The organism is Psychrobacter sp. DAB_AL32B, from assembly GCF_002224105.1.
Lineage (GTDB): Bacteria > Pseudomonadota > Gammaproteobacteria > Pseudomonadales > Moraxellaceae > Psychrobacter.
Genome location: NZ_NEXU01000048.1, coordinates 1 through 17220 on the forward strand (window position 1 = coordinate 1; position 17220 = coordinate 17220).

The window sequence follows — 17220 nt, forward strand, 5'->3', positions numbered from 1 at the left end:
CACGTGATAGAGTCAAAGAAATAGACAGGAATGGTAATGAACCGACTGAACAGAAAAGTCATGAAAAGAATAACTTTGAGAAAAAAGACTTATTTAGAGTAATTGCCAAGAGTTATATCAACGAAAAATCTAACACTACACCCAAGAATGTTCAAAAACTTCATAATTATTTAGATAAACACGTTGCGCCGCATATCGGTGACTACCCTATTGCCTCTATCACAGCACAGGATGTCATCAAAACTGGGCTAGCCATCCAAACCTACTTTGAAGAGCGCGGCAAATGGACGACCGATACGTCGCACAAGTGCGTTGCCTTGATCAGCTCAGTCTTTGAGTATGCTATCAATACATTAGGCTACGATATTATTAACATCGCTCATGGGCGCAGCAAAGCATTACGACCTCATAAAGCTGAACGTATGAAAGCGATTGAACAACACCAATTCTCAGAGCTATTACGCAATATTGACAACTATGGTAAAGATAACCTGAATGGGCATGAACAAACAGTGGCAGGTATGCAGCTGATGGCGCTATGCTTTGTTAGAACGAAAGAATTAAGGTTTTTTGAGTGGTCAGAAATTGATTATCATAAGAACGTGTGGCGCATACCAGCGCATAAGATGAAAATGCGGCAAGATCACATTATTCCATTATCACCACAAGCTATGACCATCATCGAGCGTATGCGACCTCTGACACAAAAAACGTGTTACGTGTTTTATAACTTTGAACGTAATAAACCGTACAGTGATGTATGGTTCAATCAGGCATTAAAACGGATGGGCTATACAGGTGACCCCTATCCTAAAATGACTGGTCACGGATTCAGACAGCTCGCCAGCACAGGATTACATGAGTTGCAATTTAGTGAAAATCTTATAGAAATACAATTAGCTCATCTTGAGCAGTCAAGCGTGAAGAAGCGTTATGATCTATCCGCACACTTAGCAGAACGACAGGTCATGATGACCCAATGGGCGAACCACCTTGATGACCTACGAGCTGGTAAAGCCGTGCGCTTTGATTTATTAGAGCCCGATGAACTCGAAGCATTATTAGCTAAAAGAGGTCAGCAAGTTGCTGAAATGGTCATCTATCAAAAAGAGGTATTAATTAAAAACTTACGAGCACAAGGCATAACTGAGGACGTTTTACTAAAACTAGCTGAGCAGCTTTGAGATTATGGATAATCTGATTTAATACTATTTTCAGTGTTGGCCTGACAGACCTGACTTGATAGTAAATTGCTATCAATATTATATACAAGGCTAGGATTAATTACCAAAACAATAGCTATTACTTACTTAGACACTTTACTCGTATCATATGAAGGCAGAAAAATATGTTTGACCCTCAAGCGATCAATAATCAAAACTGTTTTAGATCAGTTATGGACAATATAGAAAGACCAAGAACTATTGATATAGCGCGTAACATATTATCTCACGAAAAATGCCACGAACTACAACAGAAAAATAATATCTATTATTTAGAAATTATTGAAGCGGCAGCCAACGCATACATCGATGAGAAGTTTAAGTTCGATCGTAGCTATTTTCAAGAAAATCTAACAATTTACCAGAAAGGTTATACAAGTAGAAAACGCACAGAGAGTAAGGACGTATATGCTTTAAACCGGTACACCGAGAATCTTTTTGCAAAAATTGATGAAGACATAGATACTGAAATTCATGAATACCATAATTTTCAAAAAATATTAGCACCTTATTCTGGAGCTGAGCTAGATAGACTAAAACATATGATAGAGGAGCTTATTAGAATTTACTTGTATAAAGATCTCTCATTATTAGCATTTGATCTTGACGCATTTGATGTGGCCTTAACGTACCATGATTATGCAATAGTTCTATATAGCGGTGCAGTTGTTCAAATCGATTATGAGAGCAAAAACTATCTTCAAAGAGAGATTTCCGCAAAAAGCAAAAAGGCTGTTAATAAACGGTGGGAAGAAAACAATCAGGATAGGCCAAATAGAAAAAATAAATATTTGAAAATCATGAGAGAGAAAAATTTTCCAAGCGCTGCTAAAGCAGCAGAGCATATTTATATAAATGAAAATGAAAAGAACCTTGCTTATAGTACTATTTTAAGATACTTAAGAGCTGCCGTTAAAGGTGATTTTTCGTAATTCACAATAAGTAATGCTTAAGTATGCACACTATACGCGTATAGTGTGCATTATACATGTATAGTTATTTCAACGTCTTAGATTTGCTTCTATCATTACTCTGCAGCACTAGCCAGTACCAATACCAACTCACAATGCTGTGGAGTAATAATATGAAACTGAAAAATCGATATTTGCGAATGTCAGATCTCGCAAACCAACCTGAGCGCCCAGCTCGCAACTATGCCACTGAATCAGGTCAGCAACGCACCATTACAGCCAGACCGGCCACATGCGGCATAACGGGGTTTTCGGCTAAACATCTCTACCATCTCATCAAAATTGGCGAGTTTCCTGCCCCAATAAAAATCGGACGCGCCAGCCTTTGGCGTCTATCCGACATAAATCGATGGCTAGAGAGCCATACCTCATCATCAGATGAGGAGAAACAATCATGAGTAAACATAACAAGGCTATCCCTCCTGAGACTGTTGATGAGCAATCAGCTGACCCAATAAAAAAGCTGAGCATCTTGCAGGATGCTCAGCTTTTAGAAAACAATACAGATGACACTGACCAGCCATCAACTGAAATTATAGCAGAAACTAAATCAGATGAACGATTCGTTTACGAAAATGGGGTCTTTGAGTCACGTTCGAATGGTTTATATTATGTACATCTGAATAAGAATAAATCCTCAAAACCATCTACAGAGCATGCTGTTTTTATTTGCTCACCCATAGAGGTTATTGCCAAAACGCGAGATGCTCATAGCACTTCATGGGGTGTATTAATAAGGTGGTTTGATGCTGATGGAGTAATGCATCAACACTCTATAGCAATTGACTCATTCCTTGGCGATACACGCGAATACCGTAAATATCTAGCTAGCAAAGGTTTAACCATTACACCGAATGCTAAACATCGTCATTATTTAGATATTTATTTACAGCAGCCCATTAAGACGAGAGCATTACTTGTTAATAACCTGGGCTGGAATGATGAACAATATGTATTACACAATAGCTCTTTAGGTGTTAATAATGATGAAATTATTGTATATCAATCTAGTACTAACATCAGTAAAGCGCCATCTCAGCGAGGTACGTTAGTTCAATGGCGTGATGAGATATGCCGACCAATAGCAGAACAGAGTCGTTTAGTGTTCTCACTATGCTGTGCATTCTCAGGACAATTATTAGAACCATTAGGCTTTGATGGGGGTGGCTTTCACTTATTAGGCTCATCTAGTATCGGTAAGTCGATTACAATGTGTTTAGCGGCTAGTATATGGGGAAATCCGAGACAAATAGTCAGAAGTTGGCGACAAACGGACAATGCACTTGAGGGTACAGCTAGAGAACATAACGATAGCATTTTGCTGCTAGATGAAATAGGTCAGCTCGAATCTAACATCGCTGTCAAAACTGCTTACATGCTAGCTAATGGAGTTAGCAAATCACGAAGTTCTGTCTCTGGAACCAACCAAAAATCTCATACTTGGCGCCTCATATTTCTATCCAATGGTGAGCAATCTATCAAACAACATGTTGCGTATGAGTCTAAGGAAGTTACTGCAGGAGTCGAGGTACGTGTTGCTCATATTGAGGCTGATGCAGGCTTCGGTCATGGAATTTTCGATAGTTTAGTCATGGCAGACTCTGGCGCAGCGCAGGCAGATAAAATTAAAGAACTTGTCTCTCACTATCACGGCACAGCAGGAATCGCTTGGCTTGAATATATTACTACTGATAAGGCAGAAACCACAGCTAAAGCTAACAGCTTAATTAAAAAATTTATGCTCCAGTATAATGATCTATCATCACAGCCACATAGGGTCGCCAAAAGATTTGCGCTTGTAGCTGCAGCCGGAGAGATGGCAACCCTGGCTGGCATCACTGGTTGGCAAGAAGGTCAGGCAACATCAGCTGTTAAAGTTTGCCTGCATAACTGGCTTGACAATTATGGACGTGATAGTGAGCATGAAGATCGACAAATTATTAATAATGTCAAAGCATTTATTGAGAAACATGGTTCAAGTAGATTCCAGCCTTGTTATGAAAAAAGATCTGCAGTTTTTGAGGACAAAATTAGTAATCGCTCTGGCTACCATAACCGTGACACAAACGAGTTCTATTTCTATACTAGTAACTTTGAAAAAGATGTGTGCTCACCTTTTAGTAAGCGAAAAGTATTGCAAGTTTTGATGAATGCCGAGCTTTTAGACACTTCTAAGAATGAGCCTGGTCGCATGGCTTATAAATTACCACAAAGTTGTATCAAACATCGTCCTCGTGTTTACGTTATTAAAGGCGATATATTAAGCTATGAGCCAAATAAAAGTACTAATATTAATTAATATGTCCCAGTCGTCCCATAACTTAAAGTGACTGGGACTACTCTAAATGCCTTAATGACTAGCATTGTCACGCTGTCCCAATTGTCCCTGGCTAAAAAAGGTAGTTAGGGTAAAAGAGTGAATGATTTGTAGATAGTAATTTAATATCAGGAAAATAAAAGCTCTCTTACTCATAGAATAAGAGAGCTTTTTAAATAAGATATTTGCTTATATGTTTTAAGAACAATAATACGAGAATATACCTCCAACCGCATCTCTATCTATACGATCTGTAAAGTTTTTATCCCGAGGGTTATTTGGATAAGCCATGGATTTTTTAAGGCTGATCTTATCTCCATCAGCTGTCATAATATGAGACTTGACTGGCTCCTTACAGTTTATTTCAACATACTGATTAAAGATGCCCGTATATCCGTCTGAATATACCTGAAGCCACATTACCTCAGGCTTTAAAGCATTGTTTTCAGGTAGTTGTACTCTCAATGGTTTAGCATACCAAGTTGTTGACCTAACGCCATCACCCAAAGGTTGGTCAAATACCTCTACCTGTTGATTATTAAAAAAATCATTACCATTATTAATTTTAGCGTTTGTCGAATTTAGAGAAACAGCCGTTACTGCCAAACAAGCTAAAAACCCTCTCAAAACCTTCATCATAACTCCTTGATATGATTATATGTAAAATATATTTTATGGTGAAAGTGTAAATTTAGATAGCTTTAAAATTTAACTATTCTTACTTATAAAGCTAAAGAAACAATTACTCGTAAAAACACTGGGACAGATGGGACGAGTGGGACAAACTATACAGCGCAAGCGCTAAGAGCTGTCCCTTACATTAAGGCATAACTGGGACAGAGGGGACACGTTAATTTAAATACCCTTAACGCAAGTACATTTCCTTTTAGAAAAAATCATCACGATGCGCCAGATCAATCGTGACATCGTACTTGCTATAATTAGTCTTGGTCTCTGCGTTCTCTAGCACTAACTTATACTGCGCATTACGATCGAACTTCGAGCCAATCAGTTTTAGCCTTACTTCACGAGTACGCTCATCCATAGTCTTGCTACTACTATCAAAGTTAATAGTTTCTCGGCTAGAGACCTCATTGCCTTCATTATCTAAAATAAAAATATTTATTTTATGAGAGCTAAACTTCTCACCAACTATATCCGTTTGAATAAAAGTCACTTTATCGATATTATTTACTAATTTTATAGGCTGAGTCACAACAAAAATACCAACTGGCTGTTTCTCCAGTTTAGCCGCTTGCTCTTTATCCAATTCTCGAACATGGATGACAGGAACGCATATCTCTTGTAGCATAGCACCACCATGAACAAATTTAGCACCACTAACGAAATGGAAACGCTGACTAGCTTTAGGTATTAGAAATTCGGTTTGGCATGAACAATCAACCAAACCATTAGCTGTGTTACTAATAGCTCCTTTCCAGTAGGCATCATCTGATGGTAGTTGTTCACCAATCACATAACGCTTTTTGGCTTCCATAACGCCACTAGGTTGTGTCATCAACTTGGTTTTGTTATCGGCAACAAGCTCTTTTTGTTGGAAAAGAAATCCATGATCAGCAGTTATCACCACATAGCTACCATTAAGACGATTTATTATTCGACCAACTAGATTTTTTAGCTCATCAATGGCACTACGACAAGCTTCAAAGGTTTTTTCTTCGGTTGATTTTGTATCACCAATGGCATCGATCGTATCATGATAAATATAAACTACACTTGCATCACGAATTTTATCGCGCCCCTCTTGATTACTCCAATTTATTAAGTCTGTTGCACTCACTGCCATACCGCCAACTTTTTGTAGTATCTCATTTCGTTTAGGCAAACCTGCGGATGAGACGCCATCAACATATACAGCTTTGCTTCTTGCAGGCTGATAACTAAGGGACTCATGAGGAAGCAGGGCTGCCATACCTAACTGAGTGTAGCTTGGTAACACCCCTAGCTGTGTTGAAATTGTCGACTTGAATCGTTTGTTTTCATGATTAATAACTGACTCAAGCTCAGAGGCAACTTCATAACGTAGCGCGTCAGAAACAATCACAAATACACGTTTGAGCTGCGTCGTATTTAAGGGGAATTGAACGTTATTTTTATAGAAGTCATACTGATTTGGAATGTCTGCTATTTTCCATTCATCCAATAAATTTTCATCACCTAAATGACGATCCCATGCTAAACCCAACTCGTAAAGATACCAATTGGTATATAGGCTCTCTACTTCATCATCTAGCTGTCTGAGGATGTCGGAACCACTGCTTAGTGAGGTATGCACATACTCATTGAATAGCCGGTACGCTTGATCGAATCGAAAAATATCAGTGGCATAAGCGTCATACATCATTTTGGCATTGTCAAAGTGGAATCCATCTATATACTTTTTACGAAGATAAATAAGCGTTTCAGCATTACGTAGCGCTTCATAAAGTCTATTATATTTTGACTTAGATAAACTCCAATAGCTTGCCAGCCGGCGTGAAACTATCGTATTAAACTGCACTCGATCTAATGCTTGACTGCTATTCAGCAAGCTATCTACTAAGCCAATAATAATATTTTGTTCAACTGCTTCAAAGGTTTCGCACTCTATTAGCTCAATTGGACGATATTGGCTGCTGTGGTTAGCGATATCTAGTTGATGACTTAAGACACTGGCAATAACTTTATAGAAGCCAGCATACGAGCGAATATCACGCCAGCTCACCATAAACGCCAGTGCCGTTGCGCGACCAGCAGCATTTTTTAACACATTATTAGACAACCAATCGCGCTCTACCCCTTCAATTTGACTCCAAAAGTCTGTACAGAAGAGCTTGAGCACAAAATCTGCAAATGACGGCTGTTCACTCACGTAACCATAACTGTCATCCAGACATGCCCATAGCGATGCTTGTAGGTCAAATTTAGCAAGTTGGCTCCACAGTGGTGTAGCTTTAGCCTCATCCTCTAAGCTGACAGCATACTCCTTTAGTAAACTGAGCAAGATATCAGACAGAGCTATTGAATCAGCTTTTACAGTAACGGCAATCATTTTTAGATCAAGCGACTGCTCATCTTCGTTTGCTACCACCCAGCGCTTAAGTCCAGCGAAGCGCTGCTTATTAGCAAAAAACGCTTGGCGCTTATGGATATGAGTTCGCAGCGCCATTTTAGTAATTCCCAGCTCATTAAGTAGCATTGAGCTATGATCTGCAAAGAACTGCTCACTGTAGAGGCGTATATCAAGCAACCAATCACGCTCAGGTTCTGGCTCTGTATGAGGGAAATAAAGTATGAAACGCCCTTTTGGCTCATCAATCTCAATACGTTTTTTAACCGCTAATACAGACTCATTAGCCATATTTATAATAACTAGCTCTGAGATATCACTAGCGTTATTATTAGTATGGCTAGAAGTAGCTGTATTTAAAGGCGCATTAAGCTGCTCTAAATCTTCGGTAAAGCTTTGGTCAGGGTCATACCAAAATACGATTCTACTTTGCTCAAACTTGGATGTAAGACCTTGTGCTAACTCGCTAATTTGCATCATTTCATCTCCGGTGCTGAACCAGTAATGGCCTTCACATCAGCTAGCAAGTCACCAAATTTACCGTAGTTTACTTTTACACCATCATCTAAATCTAAGGAGATACGCATATCGGCGTAATGTTTCAGCTTGTCATTAAACTCACGCAGCTCAACCTGCTGTTTTGCCAAGGTAGCCAATTCTTTTTTAAAGCGGTTGCTATCGCTTGTGGATTCAGCTGTTTCAACCTGTTTTTCAAGCTGCTCAGCATAAGCATCATACTTACCCAGTAGTGGCGTGACGTACTCTGTACGCATACGTGACAGTGTACCTTCGTTATAACGGTGCAAATAAACTAGGCACTCAAAAGCCTTGTGTTTTCCTGAGCTAAATAGCCAGTAAATGGGGCGCTTTTTATAAGTCTTCAGATGGTCTTTATAGAATTGGGTCGATAGATAGCGACGTATAGTATCTAGAGCAGATTCAGACTTTTTAGGCTTGATCGCATGTAAACATAAAGACTCAGCGATAAAGTCTAAGTTCTCTTGTAGATGCTCAGAACCCCATACCACTTGTACAAACTCACGAAAACGGTCAGTGGCGTCGTCTTTAAACCACTCTTGATCGGTCAATGGAACGATAGCATTATGATCAGCAGGGAAGCTTTTATAAGCGCCCTCAGCGACGAGCTCATCAAATAATTTATCATTTGAATGAGCATAGACTATACCGTTTCTATCTAAAGAATACCGCCCCATATAACAGCCTATGAAATAGCTAATAAAACTTACTAGCAATGCACTTCTCTCTAAATTTTCTACGTTCTTTGTTCCATATACATAAAATGGATTCGATAAAAGGCTCACATCTTTGGTATCAACGGTTGCGTCTAACTCTTCTTCTAAATCATATGCAGAAATAAATACTTTATTATTTTCTTCTTCAATAAGACGAGCCTTGTTTACCAACTCCCTTACTTTGTAAATATAGTTTTCAAGTAAAATTACTGCTTTAATATTTTTGGTTTTATCTATTGTACAAACGAGAGGATGATGCTTAAAATCCCATGAACTTTCAACGCTATCCCAATCTTCCTTAGATATCTTTAGTATTACCTCAAAGTTTTCATTTATAAAGTCAGTTATATTTTCACAATCTTTAATAGGTAATAACTTTATCTGATTCGGTCCGTAATTTAATGTTGGTGAGATAAACTCTAGTAAAACTCTAGCGACCTTTGAGTTAAGAAATGCTGCTATTAGGTTTAAGTTATCTTCAGAACCAAAACCACACATTCCTGCATTAGTAAATAAAGACCCTTTAGGGAACATTCTAACGCTAAGTTTCCCTGATGATATAGCTGACCAAGTTATTCCTGGCTTAAAATAATGCTTCATACCTGTTACAGTTCTAGTTACTGAGTCATACCTCTCTTCTGCTAAGCTTTTAATTTCTTGTCCATCATTCTCCCAATTAATTACAGACTCATTATTTCCATACCATTTCCTGAAACTTCCTCCGTGGTTTATGGGATACCATTTTGGGGAAAGATTAAAAATAGAGTCTAAAGCCATTTTATCAATTTCTATTTCAGACCAATCTTTGACAAATCTTTCGTTATTAAGTGTTTTCATACCCTGAGAAGTAGATATCAGATCACCTATCTTCTCTGAATTTATAAATGTATTTAGTAGTTTTTCTGAGGCCCAATAAGCAATTGGACTACCAGGGACTTGTTTAAAGTTTTCTAGGGCAACATTTTTCAACCTTGCATTTTTAACGGGAAATTCAACTGGTACACCTTGCTTATTAATATCATTATTTTCTACATAGGAAAAAGAGCCAATATAACCATCAATACAAATATTACGGAATATAGCAGCATTTGTTCCAAATGCGATTTTCATTACGCCATTACCCATATGAACCATTGTTTCTATATTTTTTTTGTTTAATATTCTCTTCCTCATTTTTTCATAGCTTGATAAGAACATCCAAGACTGCATGGTAACCATCGAGTTATAACCATTCACTTTAATTAAATTAAATCCACGCTCTATAAACATTGCAAATAGATCTGATTTACTATTTGGATATCCTTTTTTAGCAAAACTATCTAGTGTCACATTCATACCATTACTACCCATATACGGCGGATTAGCAATCACAGCATCATAACGAATCGATAGAATAAGCGCCTGATGGACAATATCAATCAACTGCTTGGCAGCTGGCCTTTGAAATGAGTCACCAGACTCCGCCAGTTCACTCAGAGTCTCATGCATCTCCTTTAAGCCATCATACTCACCTGCTGGCACGTCAATTAGAGAACCAAATGTTTTAGCTTGAGTGAAACGCGCTAAGGTATGCTGCAACAGCTGATAGCGATTGTCGGCTTCAAACGAGCTTAGGTCATGTGCGTCATCAGCGAACATATCTTGTGCTGCACCCGTATCCCAACCGCCAGATAAATTCAGCGCGCGCCACTGGGCTGGCAAGTTGATATGATTGCCTTCTTGTAGCGCCAGTACATTGAGACGTACATTGCGGGTAAAGATACGTTTGTCATCATCACGTGCCATCATCATTAAAGCAAAACCTGAAAGCTGGGCAGCACGGTCGTCGATATCTAAGCCATATAGATTGTTTTCTAGTATCAGCTTTGGTATCTCACGCGGGCGGTAGCCTCGTTCCTCATAGATAGCCTTTAGTACGTTATAAGCTTCGATTAATATATGGCCAGAACCTACTGCTGGATCGAGTACCTTTATGCTCTCAGGTTCAATGCTATCAGGGGTAATAGCTTGTAGCTTCTCATTCACCTCAGCAGATTGCTCTGCCGGTTCTATGTAGTATTCCATCTGACTTTTGATAGGTGACTCAGGATAGGTCTGTAACCATTGGCGACCTACTGAGTTTTGCACTAGGTACTTTACAATCCAGTTGGGAGTGAATAGCTGAGTCGCCGCTGGGATGTCTTCACTTTTGACAACCTTGCCCATCACCTCATCTTTTTTCTCAGAAATATAGAATTGGTATAGCCAACCAATCACCTCAACTTGTTGCCAGTCTTCTTCAGGAATACCATCAACCAAGCCGCGCAGAATCGAGTCGGTACGTGTCAGGTTATCCGGCAATAACAGCTCAGATGCATCATTCAATGCTTCAAACAAGAATGGCATCGCTTGATGAAGTTTATGACATTGTTTGAGTAGCAGCTCACGATATAGGACTTCATCTTTATTGCCTGCCAGCTTTAGCTCAACAATATAATCACGATCTAAATCTAACTCATCAGCAGCATCTACTGCATGATCGATGATTTCAAAGCCTGTAGGGTTGTCTGGATGCGACAATACTCTAAAACCATGCCCGAGATAGTCATGAATCTCCATGTAACGAATCGCGCATAGACGGTTGAACCACGTATAAGCTTCTTGCTCTACCAATTGTGCAAAACCCAACTGCTCGCTACGCACAACCAAACGACGTCTAGGCTCAGCTAAAGCACTGTCGAAGCTGTTACCATCGATCTGTAATACAGAGCCCTGAACGACTGCCTCAGCGATTCGTAGCTCGCCTGCATTGCTAGCGGTGCCTTTCGTTTGAGAGATACCAAAACTATTTAGTCGTTTAGTCACCGCATCCATAAATTCGATACGTGCTTTTGGAGCATACTTTTTTATATTACTGGTATTCATGGTTAGTCTTGTGCCTCAGTATTGATACTTGCTGTATTTTCTACAGAATTTAACGCAGTTTTGATACGAGCATGCAGTGTTTGCTGACGTTCATGGTAAAACGTCATAAAATCAGTTAACTCTTCAGGTAGTGACGAGATAGCTTGAGACTGTAGATGCGCTACCCTAGCATTACTTTCTGGCCATTGTTTTGCATACCAATCATGCGGCATCTTTTGACGTTTCTCATTATTCATTGAGCCTTCGAGCAGCTGTAGGTTGGGTAGCTTGTTTGAGGCTTCAATCATCTCTTCTTGCAATTCGGCTGGCACGCCTACTTTAGTCAGCTTATTTTTAGTAAACAAACCCTTTGGATAGATATGGTCAACATGGAAATGGCGTGAAAAATCAAACCCTGGGAAAAGCAGCGCTAATAATGCAAACGTTCTCGGATTACCATAGTCAAGCTGAGCAAGCTCGCTAATCTCTTCAGGATCAAATCGTAGTGACTTACCTCGTAGCATCATAGTGGCTTCAATTTTTACTATCGGGAATGAGTCACTACCAAATTGCTTGATATCAGCTCGAAGTGCAGTGAGCAAAGTATCAAGCCCACTTCCCCAGATACCTGAGGCTTTAAGTAGCGACCGAGTGAGCCAATAGCGAATATTATCTCTATCCACAGCATATTCTGAACGAGTAAGGTATGAAGAGGTTAGCTTACGATGATACAAATAATAAGCTAATGGTAAGATGGCACTGGTTGCTCTTAGATTCTGTTCATTAAACCCAAAACTTGCCAGCAATTGCATCGTTAATAATAACGCTTCACGTATAGGCGTCCAGTTCTTCTCTAGAATAGTCATATTTTCTTTATTAAAGTTTTCAACTTTAAAACCAACACTACCTATATCCGATAGCATTAACCCTGCCTTTAACACTAAATCTTTAGAGACATTAAATCCGTCGCCAACGCGCTTCATCTCATCTACTAAGGCATGTATTTCTTCACGTGCATCCAAAGTACTCCACTGCGCCACGGCTATCGAGAGCAATAAATCAGAATAAGAGAGCGTAGTGCCACCACTGTTCATTCGGATAAAGATGTTCAGTACACGTTCGAGACTTTGGTCACTTTCCTCGTAAAAAGCGATCTTGTCTTTATCATGAATGGTTCTATACAAATGACGAAGTGTCGAACGAGCTTCTTTTTTTTGCTCCGAGGTTAATGTGTCATCGTCAGCAACCTCGTCTATAAGCGTATCTTCCTCTTCTTCCATAATACGACCCACCCTAAACCAGTAATCGCCTTGGTTTACTTGAGCCGCTTTCTCATCAGTAAGGAATTCAAAACCGTACACTAAACCAGTCTCTAGTTCTGGTGTTTTTAATAGATTTAGATAAAGGCGGCGTACAGGAAAAGCATCGTTATTACTCCACCATTTGCCATTAAGTTTCCAAGCGTATGATCCACGCAACCCAATATTCAGTGCAGTAATACGTTGCTGTCCATCTAGTACAGCTACAAACTCTCTTTCAGGTAGATTTGTGACATTCTCACAGTGGTGGTTATCTCGCTCATGATAGTGCTGCATGAACTGATAAAACTGATAAAGATCACGGTTCTCAGGTTTAATTTTCCAAAATAGAAACGTCCCAAATGGGTACCCTTGCAATAAACTATCGAAAAGCATGCAAATCTGTTCAGGACGCCATACGAATTCACGTTGAATAGCGGGTAGTAAATATTCTTGATCAGCGACTTTATCTAACAATGTTCTTATTGTTCCACCTGCTTGATACATAGCTATTCTTCATCCATTTATTATTTAATTCGTACTCGCTCGCCAGCTTCAACAGCAGCTATTAGCTGCTCGCGTAAAGCAGAAAGGTAAGCATCTACTTCAGCCTTGCTTTCGATAAAGCCACTAGGAACTGATTTAGCTATTGCTTCCCTAGGGTCAATCGTAACGGTTAGTTTAGCAACTGGAGCATGCATGACAGGCTTGGGTGTAGGTGGTGGCAGTACCTTCCCTGCTTTCTCTGCTTCTGCTTGCTGTTTTTTCTGCTCAAGGGTTCGGCGACGCACTTCAGCTTCCGCTAGTTGGCGCTGATCAGCGATAAAGGCATTTAACAATTCATTCGCGCTTTCCTCATAATCTCCAGCTTCCGACTGTTCGCTAAAAATCTGGGGAATAGAATTGGTATGCTCTATACGTTCTCTACATACTTGTAGCGGACGCAGCGCTTTATTTTTGATATCTGCAGTTGCTGATGCTTCTACTAAGGCTTGATTAATACGCTCAATTCGCTCATCCACTCTTTCAAGGGCATGAGCTCGCCTTTCCTTAATCAAGGCTAAATTAATCTTATCCACTTGCTCAATGAGAGGTTTAATGCGACGCATATGTCCATAGGGAGCAGGCATATCGTAAATAAGCTTAAGCTCTACTAACGCCTTTGAGGCTTGAGACTCCTTTTCGAGCGCTGGCAGGTTTGCCTTAAATGTCTCATTCAGTGCAGCAGCGAGTGCTTGCCATGTTTGAAACTGACTATTATAAAAATCATCTAGATCTTCAAAGTCTTCAGAGAACGATTTAAGTGCCTCTGCATCTTGCAAAAAGCGCTCAATGAAATCAAAGCTTGATTTTTTTTCTAATATGCCAGCAACCAGTGCTAAACCATTATTAATTTGCGGTTTGCCAGGGAATTGCCCTGTTTGAGATTTAGTGCGAAATGACTTTAACTCTTCATTCCAATCAATCAACTCGTTTTTTACCAATTCATACAGCTCTTTTTCACCAGAGCCGGTAAAGGTTTTAGAAAATAAATGTTTGACTAAGGCTGCTGCCTTTTTAACCTGACTTTCATTAACCTGACGAATTTTATTGATTCGTATATCGCCACGCTTACGTACGCTATTAAATGGCTCATAAGCTCTATTCAAAGCTAAGTCGCTACCTTGAGTACTAAATGAAATCTTGCCTGCCAAACCAAGCCTTGCTACTAACAGCAATATCTCATTAACTGGCCAGCCGTAAGGACGTTTGCCAAAGTGAGTCACAATATCACTCAGATAGACAGCTTCATTACGCTCTATCTTGAGCGTGACATACTGCTCTACTTCACGAGTCGCTTCTGGATTGCACTCATCCGCCTGTAGATCCAATCCAAGCTGTGCAACGTTATCTGCAATCAATACTTTTTGCAGCTCAGGTAGTACCTCACCTGGTGTTACCTTAAGCATGTTTAACTTAGCAAAGGTATTCTCAACGATGTATTTATAGGATTCCTCAACGATAGTGCTTGGTGTTGAAGACTTTTTGGGAAGCTTAGTACCAATTGCATAGATATCAGCCTCTGCAAATAAGGCCTCAAAATCCATCTTTAGACGTTTTTCACGCGCCATATTTTCCATTTGTTTTTCGCGTAACAGGTGCTCTTGCTCTGGACGCTGTCCTGAGTTTTGCTTTAAGAAGCGATCTGTCTTAATAAAGACTATCAAATCATCCCACAGGCGCTTATGCTCACCCAGCTTGACCAGTACAGAGCCATTATCTTTTAATGTATGTTCAATACAAGCCTGCTCATGAGAGAAGCTGTCGTAATGGCTATCCAGTGGTGACACTACCTTAATAACTAAATCTTCAAGGGTCGTCCCATCTTTAGGATGACCGTTACAAAATCGGCTAACCATAAAGTCTTGTTTATTTACTGGATAGCGGTAAGTACGGTTATTTTTGAGAATGTCATTAAATACAATCGCTGAAAGCTTGTTCGATACTTCAGATATCTCAAAATCCGTTTGACGAATTTCGTTTTCTATTTCTTTCTCTTCGTTGGTTAAGAAAATAAACACATCGTTATTACGAGCAATCAGTAGCTGTCTTTCTAAACGATTTAGGCTGTCTTCGATTTGCTTACGTAGTGCAATTTTATCGGTATCAATACGATCAATCGATAAAGTCACCAGATTATCTAAAGTACTTTTGACCACATCAACATAACGAATCAAGAAAAGTGTTTTTAAGATGTTTTGATCAAACTCGGTCAATGACTCCAATTCACATGCTTGATCAATAGTGCGCTTGATTGCCGGCTCTAAAAAGCTCTCGATAGGTGCATAGAAACTATAGAAGGGAATCAGTACATCAAGTTCATTATCCTTCATCTGTTTTGCCGCAGACTGAAACGCATCTAATAAAGAGCGCTCACCCATAGCTAAATGCTTACCCGTTGCCCCTTTGGTTCTGATAGATTCAAAAACCTTTTGAACCAACGTATAGTGATAGGGTACAAATGGATAGTTATCTACAAAAGACTTAGTATCCGTATAACCTTTTAAAACTGCCGTTGTTGTTTTATCAAAGGTTAATTGATTACGTAGAATGTCGCCTTTTTGCGCAAACACCTCTGTAAGAATCTCACTTGCCTTATCTGTTTTAGACAATAGGCGCTTTTGGATAACTTCAGAAGTGTTTGAGCTAGACAGCTGTAGACGGGTACTAAAACGCCCCTGAATTTTAGAGAAGTCTTCACCATCACCCTTACTCATACCCCCAATGGCGGCATCAATATCTGCCTGTGATGTGACTACTACCCAAGCGCGGCCATTACAAGCGGTACCCAAGTTCTCAGTAATAGTCTGAAGCTTGAGCATCATTTGGGTGTTTTTCCCAATAAACTGACCCACTTCGTCGACCATGAACAATAAATTTCGGTCACCACTACTGTCTAGATAATCATTTACCCATTTACAAAAGTTTTGTATGTCCAGTGGGAAGTTGCTTTCTATTTGTTGTACCCAGTCTTTAGCAGACTCTGTAGACTGATCGCTGGCATGAGCTAGAGCTTCTGAAAGCTCATCACGATAGAAGTCATATGCATCACGCTCCTCTTCCCACGTAGACATCGTCAGCTCAGCAAACCTATCTTTAAAAGACTGATATTGTCCGCGTTTATCAAGCTCTCGTTCTAAATGCGCAATATGAGGGAAATCAGCACAGTAACCAACACGCTCATTAAATACTTTCAAGAACACTTTTAGAATGGCGTTCTCACGATCCTCAGTATTTGCCCTTGAATCAATATTGAACAAAATAACGTCTGTGTCTTTACCAACAGACTTTTTAATATCCGCCAATAATTTTGCATCGGTAATTTTATCTTTGAAAAAATCGAATGCTTGCCTGCCCTCACCATCTTTCTCTACCGACTTATTTTCTAGTAAATAAGATAATATCTTTAAAAAATGTGATTTTCCCGAGCCAAAAAAACCTGATATCCAAACTCCTACTTTTCCAGACATCTCTGAGCCGCTATTATCAATAGACTGTACATACGCCTCAAAAAAAGTGCGAAAATGTCTATTGAGCTCTTGTGTGACAACATACTCATCAAGCTCAACATAGACACTGTCATTGTCTTTCTGCTCAGCCTTTACAACACCATTAATATCACGAGTTAGCTTTTTTGAAAAAATTTGTTCAATATTCATTTGGGA

General features: G+C 39.5%; 9 protein-coding genes. 4 read left to right on the forward strand and 5 right to left on the reverse strand.

Features of this window, described 5'->3' with window-relative positions:
* From CAN34_RS05250 to CAN34_RS05265, 4 genes are all read left to right on the forward strand, one after another.
* A partial coding sequence (locus tag CAN34_RS05250; protein WP_089554748.1) for a tyrosine-type recombinase/integrase occupies positions 1–1184 on the forward strand: 1184 nt, incomplete at its 5' end.
* A 164-nt stretch (positions 1185–1348) separates the two neighbouring features.
* Positions 1349–2155, forward strand: a complete 807-nt coding sequence (locus tag CAN34_RS05255; RefSeq protein ID WP_089554749.1) for a hypothetical protein — start codon at positions 1349–1351, stop codon at positions 2153–2155.
* 179 nt (positions 2156–2334) lie between these two features.
* The gene (locus tag CAN34_RS05260) at positions 2335–2592 is read left to right on the forward strand and encodes an AlpA family transcriptional regulator (RefSeq protein ID WP_165767615.1); all 258 of its coding nucleotides are present in this window, start codon (positions 2335–2337) and stop codon (positions 2590–2592) included.
* Entirely contained in the window at positions 2589–4493 is a 1905-nt protein-coding gene (locus CAN34_RS05265; protein WP_089554751.1) for a DUF927 domain-containing protein, read from the forward strand. The genes CAN34_RS05260 and CAN34_RS05265 overlap by 4 nt, the downstream gene beginning before the upstream one ends.
* A gap of 216 nt (positions 4494–4709) precedes the next feature.
* On the opposite strand, the gene CAN34_RS05270 is transcribed toward CAN34_RS05265, so the two are convergent.
* From CAN34_RS05270 to brxC, 5 genes are all read right to left on the reverse strand, one after another.
* Positions 4710–5147: a hypothetical protein gene (locus CAN34_RS05270; RefSeq protein ID WP_089554752.1), complete on the reverse strand. Its 438-nt coding sequence runs from the start codon at positions 5145–5147 to the stop codon at positions 4710–4712.
* A 250-nt stretch (positions 5148–5397) separates the two neighbouring features.
* Positions 5398–8061: a BREX-1 system phosphatase PglZ type A gene (gene pglZ / locus CAN34_RS05275; protein ID WP_254423101.1), complete on the reverse strand. Its 2664-nt coding sequence runs from the start codon at positions 8059–8061 to the stop codon at positions 5398–5400.
* The gene (pglX, locus tag CAN34_RS05280) at positions 8058–11738 is read right to left on the reverse strand and encodes a BREX-1 system adenine-specific DNA-methyltransferase PglX (RefSeq protein WP_089554753.1); all 3681 of its coding nucleotides are present in this window, start codon (positions 11736–11738) and stop codon (positions 8058–8060) included. Before pglX ends, pglZ begins: the two co-directional genes overlap by 4 nt.
* Before the next feature lie 2 nt (positions 11739–11740).
* Positions 11741–13522: a DUF262 domain-containing protein gene (locus CAN34_RS05285; RefSeq protein WP_089554754.1), complete on the reverse strand. Its 1782-nt coding sequence runs from the start codon at positions 13520–13522 to the stop codon at positions 11741–11743.
* A 20-nt stretch (positions 13523–13542) separates the two neighbouring features.
* On the reverse strand, positions 13543–17214 hold the full coding sequence (gene brxC / locus CAN34_RS05290; protein WP_089554755.1) for a BREX system P-loop protein BrxC: 3672 nt from the start codon (positions 17212–17214) through the stop codon (positions 13543–13545).
* Positions 17215–17220 lie beyond the last annotated feature (6 nt).